Annotated in this window: 18 protein-coding genes and 1 tRNA gene; 14 read left to right on the top strand and 5 right to left on the bottom strand. The window is 73.3% G+C overall.

From position 1 onward, the window contains the following. Positions 1-27 precede the first annotated feature (27 nt). The 5 genes from CCO02nite_RS11410 to CCO02nite_RS11390 form a co-directional block, all read right to left on the bottom strand. Complete coding sequence (locus CCO02nite_RS11410; RefSeq protein WP_146843273.1) at positions 28-1,080, bottom strand: zinc-dependent alcohol dehydrogenase family protein; 1,053 nt, start codon at positions 1,078-1,080, stop codon at positions 28-30. An 18-nt stretch (positions 1,081-1,098) separates the two neighbouring features. Next, positions 1,099-2,205: a GTPase family protein gene (locus tag CCO02nite_RS11405; RefSeq protein ID WP_146843272.1), complete on the bottom strand. Its 1,107-nt coding sequence runs from the start codon at positions 2,203-2,205 to the stop codon at positions 1,099-1,101. Positions 2,206-2,293: 88 nt separating this feature from the next. Further along, positions 2,294-2,369 (bottom strand) — tRNA-Arg (locus CCO02nite_RS11400). A gap of 75 nt (positions 2,370-2,444) precedes the next feature. Continuing rightward, a complete protein-coding gene (locus CCO02nite_RS11395; RefSeq protein WP_146843271.1) occupies positions 2,445-3,113 on the bottom strand; it encodes a FadR/GntR family transcriptional regulator in 669 nt (222 codons plus the stop codon). A gap of 201 nt (positions 3,114-3,314) precedes the next feature. After that, positions 3,315-3,956, bottom strand: coding sequence for a 4'-phosphopantetheinyl transferase family protein (locus CCO02nite_RS11390; RefSeq protein ID WP_146843270.1), 642 nt, complete (start codon positions 3,954-3,956; stop codon positions 3,315-3,317). Positions 3,957-4,066: 110 nt separating this feature from the next. On the opposite strand from CCO02nite_RS11390, the gene argS reads away from it, so the two are divergent. The 14 genes from argS to thrC all read left to right on the top strand — a co-directional run bounded on the left by argS (position 4,067) and on the right by thrC (position 25,507). Next, positions 4,067-5,746: an arginine--tRNA ligase gene (argS, locus tag CCO02nite_RS11385; protein ID WP_146843269.1), complete on the top strand. Its 1,680-nt coding sequence runs from the start codon at positions 4,067-4,069 to the stop codon at positions 5,744-5,746. Continuing rightward, a complete protein-coding gene (locus CCO02nite_RS11380) occupies positions 5,743-7,176 on the top strand; it encodes a diaminopimelate decarboxylase family protein (protein ID WP_146843268.1) in 1,434 nt (477 codons plus the stop codon). Before argS ends, CCO02nite_RS11380 begins: the two co-directional genes overlap by 4 nt. A 114-nt stretch (positions 7,177-7,290) precedes the next feature. Continuing rightward, positions 7,291-8,397: a heme/hemin ABC transporter substrate-binding protein gene (locus CCO02nite_RS11375; protein WP_146843267.1), complete on the top strand. Its 1,107-nt coding sequence runs from the start codon at positions 7,291-7,293 to the stop codon at positions 8,395-8,397. After that, a complete protein-coding gene (locus CCO02nite_RS11370; protein WP_246117506.1) occupies positions 8,394-9,497 on the top strand; it encodes a FecCD family ABC transporter permease in 1,104 nt (367 codons plus the stop codon). The genes CCO02nite_RS11375 and CCO02nite_RS11370 overlap by 4 nt, the downstream gene beginning before the upstream one ends. After that, on the top strand, positions 9,494-10,285 hold the full coding sequence (locus CCO02nite_RS11365) for a heme ABC transporter ATP-binding protein (protein WP_146843266.1): 792 nt from the start codon (positions 9,494-9,496) through the stop codon (positions 10,283-10,285). The genes CCO02nite_RS11370 and CCO02nite_RS11365 overlap by 4 nt, the downstream gene beginning before the upstream one ends. Then, the gene (locus tag CCO02nite_RS11360) at positions 10,282-11,550 is read left to right on the top strand and encodes a hypothetical protein (RefSeq protein WP_146843265.1); all 1,269 of its coding nucleotides are present in this window, start codon (positions 10,282-10,284) and stop codon (positions 11,548-11,550) included. Before CCO02nite_RS11365 ends, CCO02nite_RS11360 begins: the two co-directional genes overlap by 4 nt. Then, complete coding sequence (locus CCO02nite_RS11355) at positions 11,547-12,827, top strand: hypothetical protein (protein WP_146843264.1); 1,281 nt, start codon at positions 11,547-11,549, stop codon at positions 12,825-12,827. Before CCO02nite_RS11360 ends, CCO02nite_RS11355 begins: the two co-directional genes overlap by 4 nt. Further along, complete coding sequence (locus tag CCO02nite_RS11350; RefSeq protein WP_222593196.1) at positions 12,815-14,200, top strand: PT domain-containing protein; 1,386 nt, start codon at positions 12,815-12,817, stop codon at positions 14,198-14,200. Before CCO02nite_RS11355 ends, CCO02nite_RS11350 begins: the two co-directional genes overlap by 13 nt. Continuing rightward, a complete protein-coding gene (locus CCO02nite_RS11345; protein ID WP_146843263.1) occupies positions 14,197-14,841 on the top strand; it encodes a hypothetical protein in 645 nt (214 codons plus the stop codon). The genes CCO02nite_RS11350 and CCO02nite_RS11345 overlap by 4 nt, the downstream gene beginning before the upstream one ends. 129 nt (positions 14,842-14,970) lie before the next feature. After that, a complete protein-coding gene (locus CCO02nite_RS11340) occupies positions 14,971-17,181 on the top strand; it encodes an Ig-like domain repeat protein (RefSeq protein ID WP_186812681.1) in 2,211 nt (736 codons plus the stop codon). A gap of 294 nt (positions 17,182-17,475) precedes the next feature. Then, positions 17,476-18,231 (top strand): collagen-like triple helix repeat-containing protein, encoded by a 756-nt coding sequence (locus CCO02nite_RS11335; protein WP_146843261.1) that lies wholly within the window; start codon positions 17,476-17,478, stop codon positions 18,229-18,231. A gap of 396 nt (positions 18,232-18,627) precedes the next feature. After that, positions 18,628-22,917, top strand: coding sequence for an Ig-like domain-containing protein (locus tag CCO02nite_RS11330; RefSeq protein ID WP_146843260.1), 4,290 nt, complete (start codon positions 18,628-18,630; stop codon positions 22,915-22,917). A 173-nt stretch (positions 22,918-23,090) separates the two neighbouring features. Further along, positions 23,091-24,416, top strand: coding sequence for a homoserine dehydrogenase (locus CCO02nite_RS11325; RefSeq protein WP_146843259.1), 1,326 nt, complete (start codon positions 23,091-23,093; stop codon positions 24,414-24,416). Beyond that, entirely contained in the window at positions 24,416-25,507 is a 1,092-nt protein-coding gene (thrC, locus tag CCO02nite_RS11320) for a threonine synthase (RefSeq protein WP_146843258.1), read from the top strand. Before CCO02nite_RS11325 ends, thrC begins: the two co-directional genes overlap by 1 nt. Positions 25,508-25,515 lie beyond the last annotated feature (8 nt).

The raw sequence follows: 25,515 nt of genomic DNA, 5'->3' as shown, positions 1-25,515 counted from the left end.
ACGTCGCCTGCGGCCAGGGGGGGCGGCTCAGGGACGCAGCAGCACCTTCGTCGCGCGGCGCTCGTCCATCGCCGCGTACGCGTCCGCGACCCGTGCGAGAGGGAGCTCGAGGTCGAACACGAGCCCGGGCCGGATGCGGCCGTCGAGCACCTCCGGCAGCAGCTCCTCGATGTAGCCGCGCACGGGGGCGACGCCGCCGCGCACGCCGACGTTCGTGCTGAACATCGTGCCGACCGGCAGCTCCGGACCGCCCGCCGGGACGCCGACGAACCCGACCTGCCCGCCCGGCCGCGCCGAGCGCAGCGCCTGGTCCATCGACTCCTTGGTGCCGACGCACTCGAGCACCACGTCCGGCCCGATGCCGCCGAAGAGCTCCCGGAGCCGCGCGACGCCGTCGTCGCCGCGCTCGGGGACGACGTCGGTCGCGCCGAGCTCGCGCGCCAGCGCCTGACGCGTCTCGTGCCGCGACATCGCGACGATCCGGGACGCGCCGAGCCGCGCCGAGGCCAGCACGGCGCACAGGCCGACCGCGCCGTCACCGACCACCGCGACGGTCGAGCCCGCCGTCACGCCGCCCGAGAGCGCCGCGTGGTGGCCGGTGCACATCACGTCCGAGAGCGTCAGGACGCCGGGCAGCAGCGCGTCGTCGGGCTGACCGCCGGGCACGACGACGAGCGTGCCGTCGGCGAGCGGCGCGCGCACGCGCTCGCCCTGACCGCCGTCGGCCGAGCTCCCCGGACCGTCGTGCGAGCCCCACCAGCCGCCGTGGAGGCACGACGTGCTGAACCCGTTGCGGCAGTTCACGCACGTGTTGTCGCACACGTAGAACGGCGCGATCACGAAGTCGCCGACGCGCACGGAGCGCACGTCCGCGCCCACGGCCTCGACGACCCCGACGAACTCGTGCCCGATCCGGTGCGGCGACCGTGTCGGCTGCACGCCGCGGTAGGGCCACAGGTCGGAGCCGCACACGCACGCGGCCACGACGCGCACGATTGCGTCGGTCGGGTGCTGCAGCACGGGGTCGGGAGCCTCCTCGAACCGGATGTCCCGCTCCCCGTGGATGACGCTCGCCCGCATGACACTCCTCCGCCGTGGCTACTGGTCCGGTTCGCCGTCGTTCTTGACCTTGCGGCGCAGCCCCGCGCGGAACGTCTCGCCGAGCTCGCCGACCTCCGTGACCGACTCGATCGACGACCTGCCGGTGAACACACGCTCGGAGACGTTGCGCCAGCTCTCGCCGATCGTCGCGGTGATCGTCGCCGCGACGCTCGCGGAGATCACCGACCCGACGCCGGGGATGACCTTGACCAGCGACGCCGCCGCGTACTTGCCGCCCGTGGTCGCGACGCCGGTCACGCCGGTCATCAGGCGCGCCGCCTTGGCCTTCGGGATGTTGTAGATCGCGGCGATGCGGGCCATCAGCGACAGCTGCGCGGGCACGAGCACCGCGGCGTCGGCGACCGGGATCGGCGCGAACCCCACGCCGCCCGCGAACGCGGAGGCACCCGCGATCCAGGACCGCGCGAGCCGCAGCTTGGAGCGCAGGTCGACGCGCTGAGCCGCGATCAGGGCGTTGCGCCTGCCCTCGGGGACGACGGCGTAGGTCACCTCGAGCAGCCGGTCCAGTCCGTGGCTCGCGAGCCCGGAGAACGCGTCGGCCTTCGCCATCGTGAGCACGGGCCTGCCCTCGGCGATCGGCAGCCCGCGCGCCGTGATCGCGTCGGCGAGCTCGAGCGCGACCGGGTCGACGTCCTCGCCCCGACGGCGCACCTGCGTGAGCACCAGCACCACGGGGATGCCGAGCCCGACGAGCTCGCGCACGAGCGCCGCCTGTCCGTCGTCGAACCGCTTGGACTCCGCCGAGACCGTGTACCAGGCGACGTCGAAGAGGTCCTGGTGGTCGCCGCGGCGGTTCGCCTTCACCTGCTCGCGCAGCCACTTCGTCGGCTTGTGGTCGCCGGTCTCGAAGCCGCGGCAGTCCCACACCGCGAGCGTGCCGGTCTGGTTGACGAACTTCGTCACACCCTTGGTCACGGGCTGCCCGACGCCGGTCGCCGCGACCTCCTCGCCGAACACCGCGTTGAGCAGCGTGGACTTGCCGGCACCGGTGAGCCCGAAGATCGCGATCCGGATGGTGCCGAGCGCGCGCGCCTGCTCGTCGTAGGCGGCGTCGAACTCGGCCTGCCGCGAGCTGTCGGCCATCGGGCACCTCCCTCGTGCGGATCACCCGAAGCGTAGGTCGGGTCCTCCGGTCCGGTCGCGGGCGGTGGCCGGACGCGCGGCGTGGGGGTGGTGCGCCCGAAAGGATTCGAACCTTCGACCTTCTGCTCCGGAGGCAGACGCTCTATCCACTGAGCTACGGGCGCGCGGCGAACCGGGGTCCACCAGCCGACGAGACTACCAGCGATCCATCCGACGACCGGACACGGCGGGGCCCGCGATCAGGCGGTCGACCCCTCGCCCAGGAACTCCGACAGGTACTCGTCGGTCTCGGTCGCGGCGCGGTCCTGGTCGCCCGCGACGATCGACTCGACGAGCCCGTCGTGCGCGTCGGCCCCGTGCGAGTCGGCCATGAAGTTGAACCGGATGTTCTCGCCGATCGCGTCGATGAGGTTCTCGTACAGCGACAGCAGCACGGGGTTGCCCGCGACCTCGACGATCGTGCGGTGCAGCGCCAGGTCCGTCGCGACCATCGCGTCGAGGTCGCCCGAGCGGTAGGCCCGCGCGCGCTCGTCGCGGCGGTCCATGAGGTTCGACGCGTCCAGCGCGGTCCGGCGACGCGAGGCGAGGCGCGCGGCCTCCACCTCGAGCGCGCGGCGCACCTCGACGACGTCGCGCTGGCGCGCGTCGGCGATCTGCCGGCCCATCGACGCCGCGAGCTCGGAGGCCGACAGCACGTACGTGCCCGAGCCCTGCCTGCGCTCCAGCAGGCCCGCGTGCACGAGCGACTGCACGGCCTCGCGGACGGTGTTGCGCCCGACGCCCAGCAGTGCGACGAGCTGCGGCTCCGGGGGGATGCGGGATCCGACGGCCCACTCGCCGCTGCTGACACGACTGCGCAGGGCGTCCACGGTCGCGTCGATGAGACCGGTGCGTCGTGCGTTGGCCATCAGGCTCCTCGTCCATGCATGCGGGCAGTCAACACCGACGAGCCCGCCCGCGCCAGACCGTCGCCGTCAGGGCAGCCGCAGGATGCGCACGGGGACCCGGTGCTGCGCCGACAGCGATCTTCACGCAGGTAGCTCAGGCCGACGGCGTGCGCGACGGCGGTCACGGGTTCACCCGCGCGCAGCAGCTCGGCCGCGGCCGCCTCACGTGTGGCGAGCTCGGCGAGGGAGAGCGAGGGCCGTGAGGATCAGGCCGTCGTGGGCCGTCCAGCGGCCGTGCAGCTCGTCCACCCCGAGCTCCGGCCGGCGCAGCTGCGCGACGAAGTGCCCGTCCTCGAGCCGCACGTGCACGTCCTCGAAGCCCAGCCACACGCCCGTGATCGGCGACCACACCTTGTAGACGCACTCCTTGACGCTGAACAGCACCCGGTCCGCGCACCAGGCCGGGTCGAGGTCGGCCAGCGGCGCGCGCTCGTGGTCCGACAGCACGAGCTCCGCGACCTCGGACGGGAGCGGGGCCAGGGGCTCGGCGTCGATGCCCAGGCCCGCCCAGTCGTCGGCCCGGCCCACGGCAGCGGCCCTGTACCCGACGCAGTGCGTCATGGCGCCCACGGTCCCGGCCGGCCACACCGGCGCGCGGTCGGGCGCGCTCGGCACCGCGACCGGGCCCACTCCGAGCCGGGTGAGCGCCTCGCGCGCGCAGCCGCGCACGGCGGCGTACTCCGCGCGGCGTGCGGGGACGGCGTCGGCGACGGACGCCTCCTCGTCGGCGAACAACGGGACGGTGACGGGGGGCCCGTGGCGTTCGACGACCTCGATCCCGAGCGGCACAAGGTCGGCGAGCACCCGCCCACTGTGACCGACGAGCGCCCCGCCCCGCAGAGGTGTCCACGGTCGCGTCGACGGGGTGTACGAGCTGCGGCTGACGACGTGCCCGGTTCCCCTACCCTTGACCGGTGACCCCCGACCAGCTCTCCCAGGCACTCGCGGACGCCCTCGCGGCGGCCGTCACCGACGGCACGTTCGCCCTCGACCCCGCCGCCGTCCCGGCGCAGGTGCACCTGGAGCGACCCCGTCAGCGCGAGCACGGGGACTGGGCGACGAACGTCGCGCTGCAGCTCGCGAAGAAGGCCGGCACCAGCCCGCGGGCCATGGCCGACGAGCTGGCGCGGCGGCTCGCGACGACGCCCGGAATCGCCGCGGTGGAGATCGCAGGCCCCGGCTTCCTCAACATCCGGCTCGAGGCCGCCGCGGCGGGCGAGCTCGCGCGCACCGTCGTCGAGCAGGGCGCCGCGTACGGGCGCAACACGACCGAGGCCGGCCACCGCGTGAACCTCGAGTTCGTCTCGGCGAACCCGACCGGCCCGCTGCACATCGGCGGCGTGCGCTGGGCCGCGGTGGGGGACAGCCTCGCGCGCGTGCTCGAGGCGTCGGGCGCGGTCGTCGAGCGCGAGTACTACTTCAACGACCACGGCGCGCAGATCGACAAGTTCGCGCGCTCGCTCGTCGCGCGTGCGCTGGGGCGCCCGGCGCCCGAGGACGGCTACGGCGGGCAGTACATCACCGAGATCGCGGAGCAGGTGGTCGCGGACGCGGTCGCCGCGGGCGAGCCCGACCCGCGCACGCTGCCGGAGGCCGAGGCGACCGAGGCGTTCCGCGCGCGCGGCGTGGTGCTGATGTTCGCCGAGATCAAGCAGTCGCTGCACGACTTCGGCGTGGACTTCGACGTCTACTTCCACGAGGACTCGCTGCACGGGTCCGGCGCGGTCGAGCGGGCCGTGGCGCGCCTGCGCGAGCTGGGCCACGTGTACGAGCAGGACGGCGCGACGTGGCTGCGCACCACGGACTTCGGCGACGACAAGGACCGCGTCGTGGTGAAGTCCGACGGCGAGGCCGCGTACATCGCGGGCGACATCGCGTACTACCTCGACAAGCGCGAGCGCGGGTTCGACCGCGTCGTGATGATGCTCGGCGCGGACCACCACGGTTACGTGGGGCGGATGCGCGCGGTCGCGGCGGCGTTCGGCGACGACCCGGACCTGCACCTCGAGATCCTCATCGGCCAGCTCGTCAACCTCGTCCGCGACGGTCAGCCGGTGCGCATGTCCAAGCGCGCGGGCACGGTCGTGACGATCGACGACCTCGTGGACGCGGTCGGTGTCGACGCCGCGCGCTACTCGCTCGCACGCTCGTCGGCGGACAGTGCGATCGACCTGGACCTGGACCTGCTGGCCTCCGCCAAGAACGAGAACCCCGTCTACTACGTGCAGTACGCGCACGCCCGCACGTGCTCGGTGGACCGCAACGTCGCCGAGGCCGGCGTGCGCCGCGAGGACGGCTTCGACGCGAGCGGCCTGGACCACGAGACCGAGTCGGCGCTGCTGGGGCAGCTCGCCGAGTTCCCCCGGGTGGTCGCGCAGGCGGCCTCGCTGCGCGAGCCGCACCGCGTCGCGCGTTACCTCGAGGAGCTCGCGGGCGCCTACCACACCTGGTACGGCCAGCGCCGGATCGCGCCGTTCGGCGACGAGGCGGTCTCGGACGTGCACCGCACGCGCCTGTGGCTCAACGACGCGACGCGTCAGGTGCTCGCCAACGGCCTGCACCTGCTGGGCGTGAGCGCGCCGGAGCGGATGTGAGCACGAGCATCCCCGGCGTGCCCTGGTCCAGCGGGGTCACGCGCGACCAGGCCGGCGCGCTCGTCGTCGCGGGCGTGCCCGTCGCACGGCTCGCCGCCGAGGTGGGCACGCCCGCGTACGTGCTCGACGAGGCCGACGTGCGCTCGCGCGCCGCGGCGTACCGGCACGCGTTCGAGGCGGCGTTCGCCGAGGTCGGCGCGCCGGGTGTGGACGTGTACTACGCCGGGAAGGCGTTCCTGTCCGTCGCGGTCGCGCGCTGGGTGCACGACGAGGGTCTGCGGGTGGACACCGCGACGGGCGGCGAGCTCGCGGTCGCGCTGCGCGCGGGCGTCCCGGGTGCGGACCTCGGCCTGCACGGCAACAACAAGTCCGACGACGAGCTCGCGGCCGCCCTGGACGCCGGGGTAGGCCGGATCATCGTCGACTCGCTCGTCGAGGTCGAGCGGCTCGCGGCGCTGGTGCGCACCCGCGGCGGCGCCCCCGCGCCGGTGATGGTCCGCGTCACGACGGGCGTGCACGCCGGCGGCCACGAGTACATCTCCACGGCCCACGAGGACCAGAAGTTCGGCCTCTCGCTGGCCCCCGGCACGGGTGTCGTCGCCGCCGGGTGGACCTCCCACCGCGACGCGACGGGAACCCCACCCACCGATGCGCGCACCGAGGACAGCGCCGCGATGGTGGCGCTGCTGGCCGTGCTCGCGGCGCCCGAGCTGCGGCTGCTGGGGATCCACTCGCACATCGGGTCGCAGATCCTGGACCCGTCCGGGTTCGCGGTCGCCGCGCGCGCCGTGCTGCGACTGCGGGCCGATCTGGCCGCGCGCACGGGCGTGCTGGTCGACGAGGTCGACCTCGGCGGCGGCTACGGCATCGCGTACCTGCCGGGGGAGGTCCCGCTCGACCCGGACCGGATCGCCAAGGACGTCGCGGCGTCGGTCGCGGCCGCTGCGGCCGAGCTCGGCACGCCGCTGCCGCGCATCTCGATCGAGCCCGGTCGCGCGATCGTCGGGACGGCGGGCCTCACGCTGTACACGGTCGGCACCGTCAAGCCCGTCCAGGTCGACGACGAGACCGTGCGGCTGTACGTGTCCGTCGACGGCGGCATGAGCGACAACATCCGCACCGCGCTGTACGACGCGAGCTACCACGCCGAGGTCGTCGGACGCCTGTCGAGCGCCGAACCCGTGCTCGCGCGCGTCGTCGGCAAGCACTGCGAGTCCGGCGACATCGTCGTGCGCGACGTGCTGCTGCCCGCGGACGTGCGCGCGGGGGACCTGCTCGCGGTCGCGGCGACGGGCGCCTACCACCGCGTGATGGCGTCGAACTACAACCAGGTGCCGCGGCCGCCGGTGGTCGCGGTGCGGGACGGTGAGGTGCGCACGCTGCTGCGCCGCGAGACGGTCGCCGACCTGCTCGCACTCGATCAGGGCTGAACCCTGTGACGAACGGCTCTTGACGGAGATAGGTGAGGCTTACCTTGTCTCGGATACGATGTGCCGAGCCAGGTCGTCGTCGTGCGGCCGTGCCCTACCGGAGGTCGCTCCCGCATGCCCGTCGCGCATCTGCCCCGCGCCCTCGTCGCGCTGCTCGTCACGTCCCTCGTGGTCGCGGGCTGCGCGGGCGGCGGGAGCCCGCAGGGCTCCGACGGCACGGCTGACGGCGGGGTCCGGCTGGCCGACGTGGAGGCGGTCGCCGACCCGCGCAACCTGACCGGCCCGTCCAGCGCGGTCGTCGCGGACGCCGCGGTGCACCCGGTCGAGGAGGCGCCGCAGGCCGTGCTGCCCGCGACCGTCACCGACGTGCAGGGCACCACGGTCACGGTCGAGGACACCAGCCGCATCCTCGCGCTGGACATCTACGGGTCGACGTCGCGGATCGTCTACGAGCTGGGCCTGGGCGACCAGGTGATCGGCCGGGACACGTCCTCGTCCTTCGCCGAGATCGCGGACAAGCCGCTGGTCACGACGAACGGGCACGAGCTGACCGGCGAGGCGATCCTCGAGCTCGCGCCGACCGTGATCATCACCGACACGAGCCTGGGCCCGTGGGACGTCGTGCTGCAGATGCGCGACGCGGGGATCCCCGTCGTCGTCGTCGACGCCCACCGCTCGGTGGACGGCGCGGGCGAGCTGATCCGGCAGGTCGCCGCCGCGCTGGGGGTGAGAGAGCAGGGCGAGCAGCTCGCGCAGCGTACGCAGGACGCGATCACGGCCAAGGTCGCGCAGATCGCGCAGGTCGCTCCCGCGGCGGACGCGGACCGCCTGCGCATCGCGTTCCTCTACGTGCGCGGCCAGGCCGGGGTCTACTACCTGTTCGGCAAGGGCTCCGGTGCGGACTCGCTCATCGACGCCGTGGGCGGGATCGACGTCGCCACCGAGATCGGCTGGGAGGGTATGAAGCCCCTGACCGACGAGGGGCTCGTCAAGGCCGCGCCCGACGTCGTGCTCGTCATGACGCACGGTCTGGAGTCGGTGGGCGGCGTCGACGGCCTGCTCGAGCGGCTCCCGGCGGTGGCGAACACGCCCGCGGGTGAGAACCGCCGGATCGTCGACATGGACGACACCGAGGTGCTCGCGTTCGGCCCGCAGACCGCCGACGTGCTGGACGCGCTCGCGGTCGCGCTCTACGCGCCGACGACGGCCCGGTCGTCGTGACAGCGACGGCGCCGACGACGACGATCGAGCGGGCGACCGCGGCGTCCGCGCCGGTCGAGGGCCGCCGTCGCGCACGGGTCGCCGGGCTGTTCGTCGGGCTCTCGCTGCTGCTCGTGGTGCTCGCGGTGGTCGCCGCGGGGGTCGGTCAGCTCTCGATCCCGCCGAGCGAGGTGCTCGCCTCGGTGCTGCACCGGCTCGGGATCGGGGACGACGTCGCGACGTCGCACCCCAACGCCGAGGCCGCGCTGTGGACCATCCGCTTCCCGCGGATCGTCATGGCGATGCTCGTGGGCGCCGCGCTGGCCACCGGCGGCGCGCTCATGCAGGGCGTGTTCGGCAACCCGCTCGCGGACCCGGGCGTGGTCGGCGTGAGCGCGGGCGCCGCCGTGGGTGCGTGCTCGGTGATCGAGTTCGGGTGGTCGTTCTTCGGCTCCTGGACGGTCGCCTTCACCGCCTTCGTCGCGGGACTGGTGACGACGCTCGTGGTCTACGCGACCGCTCGGGACAAGGGCCGCACCGAGGTCGTCACGCTCGTGCTCACCGGCGTCGCGGTCAACGCGGTGGCCGGTGCCGCGCTCGCCTTCCTGACGTTCCTCGGCGACACCCAGGCGCGTGAGCAGATCGTGTTCTGGCAGCTCGGCAGCCTCAACGGCACACGCTGGCCGTACGTCGCCGTGGTCGCGCCCGTCGTGCTCGTCGGGATCCTGGGTGCGACCGCCGTGGCGCGCCGGCTCGACCTGCTCTCGCTCGGCGAACGTGCCGCGCGACACCTGGGCGTCGACGTCGAGCGGCTGCGCATCGTGTGCATCGTGCTGGTCGCGCTGCTCACGGCCGGCGCGGTCGCGTTCTGCGGCATCATCGCGTTCGTCGGGCTCGTCGTGCCGCACCTCGTGCGGATGGCGGTGGGCCCCGGTCACCGCGTGCTGATCCCGGCGAGCGCACCCGGCGGCGCGGTGCTGCTGCTGTGCGCGGACCTCGTCGCGCGCACCGCGGTCCCGTACGCGGACCTGCCCATCGGCATGCTGACCGCGCTGGTCGGCGGGCCGTTCTTCTTCTGGCTCATCCGGCGGACGCGTCGCACGGCCGGGGGCTGGGCGTGAACGGGCTGCGCGCGCGGGGCGTGCGCGTGCGGTTCGGGGCGACGCAGGTCCTCGACGGCGTGGACCTCGACGTCCCCGGCGGGCAGGTCGTCGCGCTCGTCGGACCCAACGGCGCGGGCAAGTCCACGCTGCTCGGCGTGCTGGCGGGCGACGTGCGTCCCGACGAGGGCAGCGTCGAGCTGGACGCCGTCGACGTGCGGGCGATCCGGCTGACGGACCTCGCCCGCCGCCGCGCCGTGCTGCTGCAGGAGAACCGGCTGTCGTTCCCGTTCGAGGTGAGCGACGTCGTGCGGATGGGCCGCGCCCCGTGGCAGGGCACGCCGCGCGAGGACGACGACGACCGCGTGGTGGCCGCGACGATGGCGACGGCCGAGGTCACGCACCTGGCGGCGCGGCGCTACCCGACACTGTCGGGCGGTGAGAAGGGGCGCGCGTCGTTCGCGCGGACGCTCGCGCAGGAACCCGGCGTGCTGCTGCTCGACGAGCCGACCGCCGCGCTCGACATCCGGCACCAGGAGTCGCTGCTCGCCGAGGCGGCCCGCCGGGCCGCGGCCGGTGCCGCCGTCGTCGTCGTGCTGCACGACCTGACGCTCGCAGCCGCCTACGCGCACCGCGTGGTCGTGCTGGGCGAGGGACGGGTGCGGGGCGACGGCCCGCCGCGCGAGGTCCTCACCGCCGAGCTGCTGAGTGACGTCTACGACCACCCGATCGAGGTGGTGGAGCGCCCGGGTGCCGACGAGATCGTCGTGCTGCCCGTGCGGGCGCGCGTACTGGAGGAGACCCGATGAGCACCGCCGACCGCCGCACCCGCACCCGCACGAGCGCCGGCGTCCGTGCCGGTGCGCGTGCCCGTGCGCGTGCCCGTGCGCTGCGCGGAGCCGTCGCGAGCGTGGGCGCGCTCGTCGTGCTCGCGGCCGGGATCGCACTCGCGGCGCCCGCGTCGGCCGCCGCGACCGTCGACGTCCGCAACGACCAGGGCACCGCACAGGCGGACACGACCTACTCGACGCCGGTGAGCGTCACGGGCCGCGGCTTCCAGTCCGTCGAGGGCGGGTTCGGCGGGGTCTACGTCTTCTTCGGCTGGGTCGACGACCCCGCGGGCGGCTCCTGGCGGCCCAGCCGGGGCGGTCACACCGGCGAGGACTACCTCTACGTGCCCGACAGCGAGAACGCGGACAACAACGGGTTCCAGCGGTTCGTCGCGTTCCCCGGCTCCGACACCGCGGACTCGGCCAACGGCGGGACGATCGCCGCGAACGGCACGTGGTCGACGACGCTGACGATCCCCGGGCCGCAGTTCCAGGCCGCCGACCGGTCGGGCGCCGCGACCACGGTCGACTGCCTCAAGGTGACGTGCGGCGTCATCACGATCGGCGCGCACGGCGTGGTCAACGCGGCCAACGAGTCGTTCACGCCGGTCGCGTTCGTGGACCTGACCGCGTCCGACGACGACGCGGCGGCCGACCCGGGCACCGCGGTCGAGCCGAGTGCCGCGCCCACGACCGACGCGGCGGACCCCGCCGTACCGACCGTCACCGGCGACGCCACGGTGCAGACGAGCCTCGAGACCGTGGTGCACGGCCGGGTGCTCGGGTTCACCGCGCAAGGGTTCGCGGCCGGCGAGCAGGTGGTCGGCGGGCTCACGGGCGGCCAGGCCGGTGTCGGGCCGCTCACCGCCGGGCCGTACGGCGAGGTCGCCGGGGTGCTGACGGTTCCCCTCGGGCTGCGGCCGGGCACCACGACGCTCACGCTGACCGGTGCGGCCTCGGGGCAGGAGGCGAGCATCGACGTCGTCGTCATCGAGGACCCGGCCGTCGCCGCGGCCGCCGCGAACCAGGACGACGAGCGGCCCTGGCTGACGTGGGTGCTCGTCGCCGTCGCCGCGGTGCTGTTCGTCCTGCTCGTCGTCGGAGCCGTCCTGGCCCGGCGCCGAGCGCGCCGTCGTGCGCAGTCCGCGGCGCAGCCGCCCGCACCCTCGTCGGACGAGGCGGACGCGCCTGACCCGAGCGGGACGGCCGAGCTCGAGCCGGCGACCGCGGGGGCGGGCCGATGAGGCGCGGCGCGGCCCTGGCCGCCGCGCTGCTCGCGATCGTCGTCGGCGCCGGTCCGGTCGCGGCCGGTCCCGCGCTCGCGGACGACGACGTGGAGATCGGCGTCGTCATCCCGGAGCCGGAGGCGCTGTCGGTCGCGGACGCGCAGCTGCGCTGGGGGATCAACACCGAGTCGGGCGCCGGCGCCTACTTCGGGGGCTGCAACTTCCTGTCCGCCGGTGCGGCCGGCAGCACGGGCGGGTCGCGCGCGTGGACGGCCGAGGACGGCTTCTACGCGGCGCGTGCGGGTCAGGTGCGGATCGAGAAGCCGACGGCCGACGGCACGCGCGAGGCGGCGTCGTGGGCCACCCGCTGCCTCGACCCGGACGGCAACCCGGTCTCGGTCGGCTCCATCGACAGCGCGAGCCACAACGAGGTCGTGGTCGACGGCGGCGTCGGCACCGTCGACCCCGCGAGCGGTACCGCCGCGATCCGGTGGACCGGCTCGTTCACGGTCGCGTTCTACGGCGGGATGACCTACTGGACCGCGACCGACCCCGTGCTCGAGGTCGCCGACGGCGCCGGGACGCTCTCGGCGACCCTGTCCGGCTACGGCGCCGACCGGTCCGACCCGGGGCGGTGGGTGCGGCTCGCACCGAGGTCGGTCGTGCTCGCGGACCTCGACGGCGTGCAGGTCGAGCAGGGTGGCCTCGTCGTGCTGCCGGAGTACCTCGGCGTGAGCGTGCAGGCGCCCGCGGGTGCCGGCGTGCAGGTGGCGCGAGACGAGACGAACGCCGACTGGTGGGGGGCGTTCCCGCAGACGATGGTCGACTTCCAGGACGAGGTCGGTCAGGCCGCCTACTGGTACTCCTCCGGCGGCGCGCGCGACCGGGCCAAGCCCGCGGTCGCGCTGGTCGTCAGCTTCGACGCGAGCGCACCCGTCGATCCGCCCGACGAGGACGACAGCTCGACGCCGCCCCCGGCGCCGTCGGCACCGGCCGTCGTGCCGCCGACGAACAGCGTGAACCCGCCGCCGGTGCGTCCGGCGCCGGCCACGGTGACCGATGTCACGACCGGCTCGGGCGGCGATGCCGTCGTGACGCCCGCCGTGGCGCAGGTGCCGCCCGGCTCGGGCGTGCAGGTGCTCGCCGCGCAGCAGGTCACGGGGGCTGCGGCGGACGGCCGGCCGCTCGTCGACGACCCGCTCGCGGTCGGAGCGCTCGCGACGATCGTCGTGCTGCTCGGTGCGGGTGCCTGGGGACTGCGACGCGGATGGGTGGTGCTCCCGTGGGTGCGTTGAGAGGTCGGCTGAGAGGTCGGCTCGCCGCGCTGCTCGGCCTGACGCTGCTGGCGACGGCCGTCGGCGTGCTGCCGTCGGTCGCCGCCGACCCGCCCGTCACCGTCGACGACGCGACGCTGACCTGGGGCATCAACGGGTACGCGCAGGTCGGCGTGTTCGGGCCGTGGGTCCTGTCACGGCCGGCCGGCGGGGCGCAGTTGCTGACAGGCTCGGTCTCCGGCGGGTCGCAGGACGCGTACGTCGTGGCGCCGTTCCCCGCCACCTCGATGCCCGTCTCGTCGCCGCAGCGCACGCCCAACGCAGTGCGGTTCACGGGCGGTGCGGGCACGGTGGACGCCGTGTCCGGTGCGGTGACGCTGCGGTGGACCGGTTCGTACACCGTCAACCCGTACCCCTCGTCCTTGGGCGCGCCCGACGAGACGTATGCGAACCCGGCGCTCACCGTCGCGGCCGACGGCTCCGGTTCGTTGTCGTTCGTCGTCGACCTGGGCGAGGGCGTCGACGTGGGCGGCAACCCGTCGCCGCCCGAGTCGCTGGGCCGGCTGACGCTGCTCACGTTCTCCGCGGGCGCGATCAGCGGGCTGGACGGCACCGGCTACCGCCTGACGCCGGACTACCAGGGCGTGAAGGTCAGCCTGCCCGCGGCCGCGACCCCGCAGGACCGGTCCTGCGCGCGGTGGGGGGCGTGGGCGCCGCAGTTCGTCACCGCGGTGCCGACGGGTGTGCAGGCGCACTTCTACTCGACCGGCTGCGGCGGCCTGCAGGACACCAAGCCGGCGCTGCCGGTGGACGTGGGCTTCGGCACCCTCGAGCCGTCGCCCGAACCCACGGGCGAACCGACGGCCGAGCCGACCGGAGAGCCCACCGGGGAGCCCACCGGAGAGCCCACCCCAGAGCCCACCCAGGAGCCGACGAACGAGCCCACACCGCCCGAGCCGGGTGCGCTCACCTGGTCGGTGACGGGGGACGCCGTCGAGCTCGGCACGGCCGTGCCGACCGGTGGCGCTTTCGTCGCGACGGGGACGCTCCCGTCCGTCACGGTGCGCGACACGCGCGCCGACAGCCCCGGCTTCACCGTCTCGGGTCGCGCGCGGCCGTTCGTCACGCCCGACGGCACGGCGTCGTTCGGGGCGCAGCACCTCGGTTGGCGGCCCGCGCTCCTCGAGCCGGTTCCGGGCGTGCGCGCCGGGGCCTTCGTGCGGCCGACGACGACCGTCGACGGCGGCCTGGCCGCCGCTCGTACCCTCGTCGTCGGCGGTCCGAACGGGGCGGCTCGTTCCGTGAGCGTGAGCGCCGAGCTCACGCTGCGTGCGCCGCAGGACGCCGTCCCGGGCCGGTACGAGAGCGTCCTGACGATCACGGTCCTCGGGTGACCTCGACGACCGTGCGGCGGCTGGTCGGCGCCGCGATGCTCGCGCTCGTCGTCGTGCTCGCACCGATGCCTGCCGGAGCCGCCGACGACGTGAGCTGGTCGATCCGGCCGCAGGACCCGGCGGACGCGGTGATCGCCGTGCGGGCCGAGCCCGCGGCGAGGGTCGAGTACGGTCTCGTCGTCGTGAACGAGGGTGACGGTCCGCTCGAGCTCGAGGTGACGACCTCGGACACCCGGGTGGACGCCGATGGCGCGCTCGAGGTGACCGACACCCGCACGGCGGCCGGGGCGTGGGTCAGCGTGCCGTCGACCGGCATCAGCATCGAGGCGGGTGAGCAGCGCACGATCCCGGTCGTCGTGGTGGTGCCGCCCGAGGCCGCGCCGGGCGAGTACGTCGCGGCGGTCGTGACCGCCGCCCCGGCCGCGCCGGGCGTCGTGGCGGTCGAGCGGCGGCTCGCGTTGCGGGTGCTGGTCACGGTCGCGGAGCCGGGCTCCGGCTCCGCGGTGCCGCTCGTCGCCGGCGCCGGGCTCGTGGTCGGGCTGGTCCTCGCGGCCGTGCTCGTCGGACGAACGATCAGGTCACGAGGGAGGTCCGGCGTCCTCGACGAGACCGGGACCATCCCACATGGCGAACCGATGTAGGTCATCCTTACTCAGGCAAGGCTAACCTGATCTCGGTGCGCGCTCCCCGTCGCGCACCACGACGAAGGGACGAGAATGTCTGCAGCACGATCCGCCACGGCCGGCGGACAGGGTTGGACCCGGCGCCTGATGGCGTCCGCGACGGTCGCAGCGCTCGCGACGGCCGGGCTGGTGGCCGTGGCCGCCGCACCGGCGAACGCCGCACTGCCGCCCACAGTCGCGTCCGGGAGCATCGAGTGGGGCTTCAAGGAGAGCTTCCGCAACTACGTCGGCGGGGGCATGAACACGAACCCCGTCGGTCAGAAGATCGTCCTGACGGACCCCGCCACGTTCGTCGGCGAGGGCACGGCCGAGACGCGCCCGTACGCGTTCCCGGTGACCAGCACGAGGTTCGACGCGGCCACCCCGGCGCTCGACTCCGACGGTGCGGTCACCTACAGCTTCCCGGCGCACTACTTCACCTCGACGATCAGCGACGTGCGCATCGGCAAGGTCGGCGAGGACTTCGTCGTCACCGCCGACACCGCCACTGTCGCCACGCAGCAGTTCGGAACCGTCCAGCCGGGCACGTACGAGGGTGACGACACCGTCATCGCGACGATCGGCGACCTCGCGGTGACCACGGACGCCGAAGGCGCGCAGCTCGCGGGCACGGACGTCACGCTGACCGAGGCCGGCGCCGCGGTTCTGCCGTTCTACGGAGCGGGCGCGGCGCTCGACGACATCTCCGCCACCCTCACGCTGACCGACCAGGTGCCCACCGTCACGGTGGAGAAGACGTCGTTCGCGAGCGACGGCTCGTGGCAGGTCACGGTCCGCGGCTCGGGCTTCGACCCGGCTGCGGCGATCGGGTCGAGGTCCCCGCTCTCGGGCAAGGAGGCGGGAACCTACGTGGCCTTCGGTCGGTTCCCGACCAACTGGCGCCCGTCGGCGGGAGTCGCCTCGAGCCAGCGGCCCAACTCGAACCAGAAGTGGGCCGTGCCGCAGGAGAGCTTCGCCACCATCGGCGGAGCCGCGGCGGGCGCTGCGATCCTCGAGCCGGACGGCACCTTCACGGTCACGCTCGTCGTCGACAAGGCGGCCGCCGACGCGAAGTCGACGGCGATCGTCGACGGTCGGTACGGCATCTACACGTACGCCGGCAGCGGGGCTGTGACGGCGAGCTACGAGACATACACGCCCATCACGTTCTTCGACCGCGCGGATACGCAGGTGTTCGCGGCCGATGTCGAGGTCGCTTCGGGCGTGACCCCGGTCGTCCAGGCCAAGGTCTTCGCGTCCGACCTGACGACGCCGTCGGGGGACGTCGTGGTCGAGGACGGGACGGGCGCGGCGCTCGGCACGGGCACGCTCGTCGCCGGCTCGGCCAAGGTCGCACTGGATGCGGCGCTCGCGACCGGTGAGCACGTCGTCACGGTCCGGTACGCGGGCGACGACACGCGCAAGCCCGACTCCGCCACCGCAACCATCACCGTGGGCGCCGAGCCGGAGCCCGCAGGCCCCGCGGAGTCCGAGGTCGTCGTGTTCGACGGGGACGCGGTCGTCGGTACCGCCGTGAAGCTCCCCGTCGCGGTCACCGCTCCGGGTTCGACCGTCGCCGGCACGGTCTCCGCGACCGTCGACGGCTCGACCGTCGTGACGGGCACGCTCATCGCCGGGCGTGCGACGCTGTCGCTCCCCGAGCTCGCCGTCGGCAGCCACGCGGTGCAGGTCGAGTTCACCCCGGCGGACGACTCGCTCGCGCCGTCGTCGTCGGCCGCGACCGTCACGGTCGTGAAGGGTGCCTCGTCGCTCGACGTCACCTGGCCGACGGTGACGCACGGCACCGCAGCCTCGGTGGCCGTCGCCGTCACCGGTCCCGTCCCCGCGACGGGCACGGTCACGCTCAAGAACGGCTCGACGGTCGTCTCGACCGCGACGCTGGGCTCGGGTGCCGCGACGCTCACGCTGCCCAAGACGGTCGCGGCGGGTACCCGCACGCTCACCGTTACGTACGCCGGCAGCACGCAGCTGCTGGGTGCGGCAACCACCGCCAAGGTGACCGTCGCGAAGGCGAAGAGCGCCACGACGCTGACCCTGCCCACGACGGTGAAGCCCACCGCACAGGCGAAGGCCGTGGTGACGGTGAAGGCGACGGGTGTGGTCCCGACGGGGAAGGTCACGGTCGTCGTCAAGCAGAACGGCGCGACGAAGGCGACCGTCGTCGCCACGCTGTCCGGTGGCAAGGCGACGCTCACGCTGCCGAAGCTGAAGGCGGGCACCTACCAGGTGGTCGTGACCTACGGCGGCTCGGGCGACGTGACGTCCTCGAAGGCGACCGCGAAGCTGAGGGTTGCGTGACCTGATCGGGTGACCTGATCGCACGAACGGTGAAGGCCGGCCCGAGACCTCGGGTCGGCCTTCACGCGTCCGGTGGTGTCCGATGCAAGGCGTCCTGTCGGGAATGCCGCCCTGAAGGTCCGGAATGCCGTCGTGACCGGCGAAGACGTGACCGGGATCACACTCGACGTAACTGCGGCATTCCACGCGCAGGCGCTCAAGGCCGGGTCCGGGTGTGCCGGTTACTTGCTCGTACCACTTTCAGCAAGGGGCTCAGGAGATCTTCCTGACAACCGCCAGCATCAGGGAGAGATCATGAAGAGCCAGCGCAAGACCGTCACGGCAGCTGCCGTCAGCCTCGGAGTCATCGCGCTCGTCCTCGCGGGCGGCGGCGGCGCCGCCTACTCGGCGGCCAAGATCGACGGTGCCGACATCATGGCGGGCACGGTCAAGAGCGAGCAGCTCAAGAACGGCTCCATCGGGACGTGGGACATCAAGAACGGCACCCTGCAGGGTGCCGACATCTCGTCGAGCTTCAAGAACTGGGTGAGGGCCCAGGCCGGCGAGGACGGCGCCAAGGGCGACAAGGGCGACACCGGCGCCAAGGGCGACACCGGCGAGACCGGCGCCAAGGGCGACAAGGGCGACACCGGCGACACGGGCATCCAGGGCATCCAGGGCGTTCCGGGTGAGGCCGGGGTGCAGGGCGAGCCCGGCGACTCCTACCTGGCCGGTGCGTACTACGCCGTCGCCAAGTACGACGTCGGCAACACCAACGAGGGCGCCATCGCCACGGTCGCCTGCTCGGCCGTCACGGACGTCGCCGTCTCGGGTGGCGTGCAGGTCGTCGACTCGTCCAAGAACACCCCTGTCTCGTCGTCGTTCCCCGGCCGCATGGACTGGAACACGAACACCCCGAAGGTCGACCGGCTCGACGGCTGGATCGTCCAGTTCGGCGGTAACGCCGGTGCCACGGCCGACAAGGCTCCCGAGAAGGTCAACATCTGGGCGCTGTGCGTGCCGGACCTGACCGTCCCGGTCGTCACCACCTTCGTGCAGTCGGAGGGCTGAGGTCGTTCGCCGGCCTGCCCTCTGTGCGGGTCGACACCGCCGGCCGAGGACTCGAAGCTGAAGGTGGCATGACCTGAGAGAGCACGATCGACGAGGGGTGGCCCGGGACTTTCGGGCCACCCCTCGTCGGCGTTCCGACCCCCGCGTCTGTCCGGTGACTCCAGTCGCGTCCGAAATGCCGCCCGCTGGCGGCGGAATGTGATGTAGATCACAGAAGGAGGAATCCGGACGTCTCGCCGGAACCGCTCATGGGGGTGTGGGTGAGCGCCGTTAACTTCCTAGGCACGTGTCCAATTTCGGGCACGGTCAGGGGACGAGAGGGTGCTGATGCACACGAACAACGCGGCCACCCGCCGCAGGCGGGCGGCAATCGCCGCCGGCACGACGGTAGCGGCGATGCTCGCTACCGCACTGACGGCGATGCCGGCCTCGGCCATGCCGTCCATGACGTCGCCGCTGGCGGCGTACGACGGTGAGTTCGCCGGCTCGGTTGCCGACGCGACCGTGACCGACAAGGGTCGCGTGCTGCGTTACGACACCGACCTCACGATCGACCTCGCAGACCTCGGTGCGCGCCAGAGCGCGACCTTCACGACGACGATCACCGCGGACGAGAACGCGTCCGACTGGACCGCCCAGGGCAACCTGTTCGGCGTCGGCTTCCTGCGCGTGATCGACGGCGAGACCGTCAACCGCACGACCTCCATCGGTGGCCAGCACCAGGGCGACCCCATCATCTGGGCGCAGGACAACTCCGGCCACGGTGTCGGGATGTGCGCCAACTCGCAGTTCTACTCGACGACGGGCGACTGGGTGTTCGGCGCGGGCGCCGGCTACCAGTGCGGCCTGCCGTTCGACAACGCCGACCAGAGCGCGACCGCGCAGGGCTCGTCGTTCCGCTACCAGACGAAGGTCAGGGCGGACGGCACCTGGACCGCGAAGCTGACGCCTCTGGACGCCGACGGCGACGCCGTCACGAGCTTCGAGAGCGGCGCGACGCCGAACCTGTCGTGGACCGGCTCGCTCCCCTCGGGCACCGAGTCCGTCGTGCCGTTCATCCGCACCGGTCTCGGTGACCCGGCCGGCGACTGGGAGTACTCGATCTCCGACTCGTCGCTGAAGATCGCGGGCGACGCGATCACGCCGACCAGCGCGGTCCTCGACCTCGACGGCTACGGCACCGGCTGGCCCAAGGCGGCCGGCACGGCCGCCGCGTCGGGGTGGTTCTTCGGTGACCACTCGATCGACAGCGGTCTGTCGGCCGACGGCGCCGCGGTGCGCATGTCCAACGCCGCAACGAGCGGCACCATGCAGCAGCTCGTGACGCCGAGCCTCGAGCAGGCGGCCGGCGAGCCGTCGACGGGTGCCGCGTACGACGAGTTCGACGCATCCTTCACCGTCGACTCCGCGACGGGCGCGTACCAGGACGGCCTGCTCGTGCAGGTCTCCCCGGACAACGGCTCCGCCGCGCGCTCGGGTGGCGTCATCACGTTGTGGCACCACGACGGCCAGCTCCAGATCGGCGGCATCTTCAGCCAGCCGGGCGTGGACGACGTCGCCGGCGCGGACGATCTGCCGTGGTGGTTCAACCGCACGTTCGCGAAGGTGTCGGCCGACGAGCCGCACACCATCGGCCTGACGCAGCGCTACCTCGAGGGCAAGCCCGACACGCTCGTCGTGAGCGTCGACGGCGAGCAGGTCGGTGCGGTCGGCACGTGGGAGGCCTATCACGACCAGTTCGGCGGCGGGAAGCAGGTCTCCAGGGGCCTCCTGTTCCGCGCCGCGTCCTCGGTCCCCGACGCCGACGGGCGTCTGTGGAGCGCGCAGCCCGCCGTCCCGGCCAACGCAGGCAACGGCTACCTGTTCTCGGACATCGCGTACTCGGTCTCGGACGGCGACGCGATCGTCACGCCCGAGGACGCCACGATCCGCACCACCAGCGACACCATCGGCGACTGGGAGTTCAAGGACCGGGCGCTGGGCCACCACGGCCTGCTGACCGAGGGTCTGCACATCTGGACCGACGCGTCGGTGCCGGTGGGCGGCAGCCCCGAGCCGCACAAGTCGGCCGGCTACTACGGCGTCGACTGGTCGCTGGCGGACGTCGCCGCGGCGCCCGAGCCCTCGCAGGACACCACGGTGACCTCCGGCGCCTACAAGCCGGGTCTGCAGCTCAACGTCGACCTCGACGGTGACGGTGACTTCGACGGCTACCTCGTCGGCGAGGACTACCGCGACTACTGGTGGCTCAGCGAGGCCAGCGCCGACTTCCTGGCCAACCCGCTCTCGGCGGGCATGGACAAGGGCGCCGACGCCGGTCAGACGCACGTGCGCTACCGCGGCTCGCTCATCGAGTGGGCGTCGCAGTTCCCGGCCGCCCAGGTCGACCAGGTCGGCTACTCGTTCGGTTCCGGTGCGATCGGCGACATGGTGCTGCACTCCATGACGTACAACCACACCACGTTCGAGTTCGCGGTCACCGAGCCCGCGGTCTGCGAGGCGCTCACGCCCGCCGGCCCCGTGGTCACGGCGACGAACACGCAGGGCTGGAACTTTGCGGCCGAGACGCGCGCCAAGGGCCACAACGAGTTCGTCGACGGCGGTCTGCACGTCTGGACCGAGGACAGCTCGAGCCTGGCGAAGGCGGCGGGCTACCTCGCCGTCACGCCGGTCCCGCTGGCCAGTGTCGGGAGCAGCTTCGCGCTGAACCTGGCCGACGGCGGCACGGGCACCGCACCGAGCCTGCAGCTCGGCGTCGACCGTGACGGCGACGGCGACTGGGACGGGTACCTCGTCAACGAGCCGCGCGCCTACGCCGCGGACCACTTCTGGATCAACAAGTCCGGCTGGGGCGTCCCGGCAGGTATGGGCTACCCCTCGTACGGGACGCTGGGCGAGTTCGTCTCGCACAACCCGGACGCGAAGCTCATCGCGATCGGCTACTCGCTCGGCTCGGGCGTCCAGGGCGACTACACGATCGAGTCGATCAGCGTCGGCTGCCAGACCACGACGTTCTCCGCGGCGACGCAGCCCGACACCTACCCGACCACGACGGACGAGCTCTCGACGAACCTCGCCCCGAACGGCTGGACCGCCGGCGCGACCGACGGCTCGACCGCCTACGGGCAGTGGGTCGACGGCGGCTACACGTTCGGCGTCCCCGGTGGCGAGGACTGGCCCACGTCCTGGCTCGAGCGCGACTACACCGGTGACCTCGCGTCGCTCGGCACGGTCGACTTCGAGACCAGCCGCCCGCAGTACTTCGGCGTGCACGTCCACACGGCCAAGGGCTGGCTGACGTACGAGAAGGAGGCCACCTACGCCGGCAAGTGGTGGAGCACGTCCGACTTCGGCGTGGGCAGCGGCCTGGGCTACGCCTCGTTCGCCACGCTGGCGGACTACATCACCAACAACCCGGGCCTCGCGGTCGACAAGGTGCGCGTGATCTACACGGCGGGTGACGCCCGCAAGACGACGCTCGCGTCGGTGACCTTCGGCGGCGTGCGGTACGCCTTCGACTACGTCTCGCCCCAGGTGCCGATCCAGGCCTACCTGGACGCCGACGACGTCGCGACGTTCGCCGGCAAGGCCACGAACCTCACGGTGAAGGTCTTCCCCTTCACCGCGACGGGAACCGTCACGGTCAAGGACGGCGACACGGTCGTCGGCTCGGCCGAAACGGTGCTGGGCGTCGCGTCGGTCGCGCTCGCGACCGACCTGACGGTCGGTGACCACACGCTGTCGGTCTCGTTCGCCGGCACGGGGTACGCGGCGGACGACATCTCGGTGCACGCCGTCGTGGCCAAGAACGAGGCGCAGGTCTCGGTCGCGTGGCCTCCGACGCTGTCGCGCGGTGTCGTGGCCGACGTCACGGTCACGGTCGGTGCGGTCGAGTCGGGCGCCACGGTCCCGTCCGGCCAGGTGCAGCTGTTCGAGCGCGGCGGCGTCACGCCGATCGCGACGGGCACGCTCAACGCCGGTGGCGTCGCGCACGTGCAGATCCCGAGCAACCTCGCGATCGGGTACCACAACCTCACGGTGAAGTACCTGGGTGATGCTGCGACCGAGCCGGCCGATGCCGTCGAGAAGCGCATCAAGGTCACCAAGGCCGTCACGACCCTGACGGCGACCACCCCGACGAACGTGTACGGCGTCGGTGGCACCCTCACGGTGCACCTCGCTGCCGGCGACGTGCCGCTGACCGGCAAGGTCAGCCTCGAGGGTGTCGGGTTCGGCCTCAAGCGGGTCCGTCCGGTCGGGGCCGGCGGCAACGCGGTCTTCAGCCTGTCGCCCACGCTCAAGGCGGGGACGCACTCGGTGATCATCCGCTACGCCGGCACGTCGCTGGCCCGCGGTGTCACCCAGACCGTGACGTTCACCGTCGTGAAGGCGACGTCGACCACCACGGCCGTCCTCAAGAAGTCGACGGTCGACACGGCGCACTCCGGTGCGCTGGTGGTCAAGGTGACCGCGCCGGGTGTCACGGTCAAGGGCAAGGTCAAGGTCACGGTCGTCCCGCTCGCGGGCGGCTCCACGGTGACGCGCTGGGCGGACCTGTCCAACGGGCGCGTGACGGTCCAGACCGGGACGCTCGACTCGGGCCAGTACCGGGTCCGCGCGTTCTACCTGGGCAGCGACAACGTCGCGACCTCCTTCTCGGCACCGACGGTCCTGACCGTCAGCTGATCCGGACGCACCCGGACCGAGTCCGGACGCAGGGCGGTCCCGCGCAGGCGGGGCCGCCCTGCGGCGTTCCCGGCATCGCGACGCGCGCCGACGAGCCGCGTCGTGGACGGCGGCGGTCCCGGGCGGCCCGCGGTCCTATCCTTGGCCCGTCCCACGTGATCAGGAGGTCGGTCGTGCCCGAAGCAGGGAGCCTGCGCGTCGCGCTGCTGGGTTGCGGTGTCGTCGGCACGCAGGTCGCGCGGCTGCTCACCGAGCACCACGACGAGCTGGCGGCGCGCGTCGGTGCGACGCTCGAGATCGTCGGGATCGCGGTCCGCAACCCCGACGCGCCGCGCGAGCAGGTGACCGGAACGCCGCTCGAGCCGCTGCTCACCGCGGACGCCGAAGGGCTCGTGGCACGCGCCGACGTCGTCGTCGAGGTCATGGGCGGTATCGAGCCGGCGCGGACGCTGCTGCTGTCCGCGATCGCGCACGGCGCGAGCGTCGTCACCGCGAACAAGGCGCTGCTCGCGCAGGACGGGCCGACGCTGTACGCGGCCGCGGACGCCGCCGGGGTCGACCTGTACTTCGAGGCCGCCGTCGCGGGTGCCATCCCGATCGTGCGGCCGGTGCGGGAGTCGCTCGCCGGCGACCAGGTGCGCCGCGTGCTCGGGATCGTGAACGGCACCACCAACTACGTGCTGGACCGCATGGCCACCGAGGGCCTGGACCTGGACGTGGCGGTGAAGGAGGCGCAGTCGCTCGGCTACGCGGAGGCGGACCCGACGGCCGACGTCGAGGGGTTCGACGCGGCCGCGAAGGCCGCGATCCTCGCCTCGCTCGCGTTCCACACGCGCGTCTCGCTCGACGACGTCGCGCGCGAGGGCATCACGTCGGTCACGGCCGACGACGTCGCCTCGGCCGCGAGCACGGGCCACGTGGTCAAGCTCCTGGCGATCGCCGAGCGCAACCGCGCGGCGGACGGCACGGACGGCATCCAGGTGCGGGTGCACCCGGCGCTCGTGCCGGTCACGCACCCGCTCGCCGGCGTCCGTGGCGCCTACAACGCGGTGTTCGTCGAGGCGGAGTCCGCAGGTGAGCTGATGTTCTACGGCCGGGGTGCCGGCGGTGGGCCGACGGCTTCGGCCGTGCTCGGCGACGTGGTCTCGGTCGCGCGGCACCGCGTGCTCGGCGGCCGGGGGCCGGTCGAGTCGTGGTACGCCGACCTGCCGGTGCTGCCGGCCACGGAGAGCCGCACCCGCTTCCAGGTGCGGCTCGAGGTCGTGGACCGCCCGGGCGTGCTCGCGCAGGTCGCGGCGGTGCTCGCAGGTCACGACGTGTCGATCGAGGCGGTGCGTCAGACCGCCGGCCACGCCGCGGCGGACGGTCACGAGGTCGCCGCCCTGCTCCTGTCCACGCACGCCGCCCCGGAGCGTGCGCTCGCCGCGACGGTCGAGGCCCTCGAGGGGCTCGACGTCGTGCGCGAGATCGTGTCCGTCCTGCGAGTCGAGGGATCCTGATGGCCCACCAGTGGCGCGGCGTGATCGCCGAGTACGCCGACCGTCTGCCCGCCCACGTGACCACCCACCCGGTCACGCTGCTCGAGGGCGGCACGCCCCTGGTCGCGGCGCCGGCGCTGTCCGCGCGCACGGGGGCGGAGGTGTTCGTCAAGGTCGAGGGGATGAACCCGACCGGTTCCTTCAAGGACCGGGGGATGACGACCGCGATCTCGGCCGCCGCCGCGCGCGGCGCGAAGGCCGTGGTGTGCGCCTCGACGGGTAACACGTCCGCGTCCGCGGCGGCGTACGCGGTGCGCGCCGGGATGGTCTGCGCCGTCCTCGTGCCGGACGGCAAGATCGCGATGGGCAAGCTCAGCCAGGCGGTCGCGCACGGCGCCCGGCTGCTGCAGGTCGACGGCAACTTCGACGACTGCCTGATCGCGGCGCGCAAGCTCGCGGAGGCGTACCCCGTCGAGCTCGTGAACTCCGTGAACCCGGACCGCATCGACGGCCAGAAGACGGCGGCGTTCGAGATCGTCGACACGCTCGGCGACGCCCCGGACATCCACGTCCTCCCGGTCGGCAACGCGGGCAACATCACGGCCTACTGGAAGGGCTGGCGCGAGTACGCCGGGCTCGACGAGGGTGCGCGGGTCGGCGCCGTGTCCACGCACACCCCGGTGATGTGGGGCTTCCAGGCCGCCGGCGCCGCACCGATCGTGCTCGGTCACCCCGTCGACGAGCCGGAGACGATCGCCACGGCGATCCGCATCGGCAACCCGGCGTCGTGGCGGCAGGCGCTGGAGGCGCGCGACACGTCGGGCGGGCTCATCGAGGCCGTGACGGACGAGGAGATCCTGCGCGCGCACCGCGTGCTCTCGGCCGAGGTCGGCGTGTTCGTCGAGCCCGCGTCGGCCTCGGGGGTCGCGGGCCTGCTGCGGCTGTCCGACGAGGGACGCGTGCCGGCCGGTGCGCGGATCGTCGTGACGGTGACGGGGCACGGGCTCAAGGACCCGCAGTGGGCGCTGCGCCGTGCCGACGGCGGCGACGTGGACCTCGTGCGGATCAGCGCCGACGTCGTGTCGATCGCCGACGCGCTCGGCCTGGACTGAGGCGCCGA

The sequence above is a fragment of the Cellulomonas composti genome (assembly GCF_007990245.1).
GTDB classification, from domain to species: Bacteria; Actinomycetota; Actinomycetes; order Actinomycetales; family Cellulomonadaceae; genus Cellulomonas; species Cellulomonas composti.
This window is presented reverse-complemented; position numbering and strand designations above follow the sequence as displayed.

Excerpts from the sequence above, each read along its gene's own strand:
- thrC (WP_146843258.1), top strand. The coding sequence starts at position 24,416 with ATGGCCCACCAGTGGCGCGGCGTGATCGCCGAGTACGCCGACCGTCTG.
- CCO02nite_RS11330 (WP_146843260.1), top strand. The coding sequence starts at position 18,628 with ATGCTCGCTACCGCACTGACGGCGATGCCGGCCTCGGCCATGCCGTCC.
- CCO02nite_RS11335 (WP_146843261.1), top strand. The coding sequence starts at position 17,476 with ATGAAGAGCCAGCGCAAGACCGTCACGGCAGCTGCCGTCAGCCTCGGA.
- CCO02nite_RS11375 (WP_146843267.1), top strand. The coding sequence starts at position 7,291 with ATGCCCGTCGCGCATCTGCCCCGCGCCCTCGTCGCGCTGCTCGTCACG.
- CCO02nite_RS11355 (WP_146843264.1), top strand. The coding sequence starts at position 11,547 with ATGAGGCGCGGCGCGGCCCTGGCCGCCGCGCTGCTCGCGATCGTCGTC.
- CCO02nite_RS11405 (WP_146843272.1), bottom strand. The coding sequence starts at position 2,205 with ATGGCCGACAGCTCGCGGCAGGCCGAGTTCGACGCCGCCTACGACGAG.
- CCO02nite_RS11395 (WP_146843271.1), bottom strand. The coding sequence starts at position 3,113 with ATGGCCAACGCACGACGCACCGGTCTCATCGACGCGACCGTGGACGCC.
- CCO02nite_RS11410 (WP_146843273.1), bottom strand. The coding sequence starts at position 1,080 with ATGCGGGCGAGCGTCATCCACGGGGAGCGGGACATCCGGTTCGAGGAG.
- CCO02nite_RS11340 (WP_186812681.1), top strand. The coding sequence starts at position 14,971 with ATGGCGTCCGCGACGGTCGCAGCGCTCGCGACGGCCGGGCTGGTGGCC.
- CCO02nite_RS11360 (WP_146843265.1), top strand. The coding sequence starts at position 10,282 with ATGAGCACCGCCGACCGCCGCACCCGCACCCGCACGAGCGCCGGCGTC.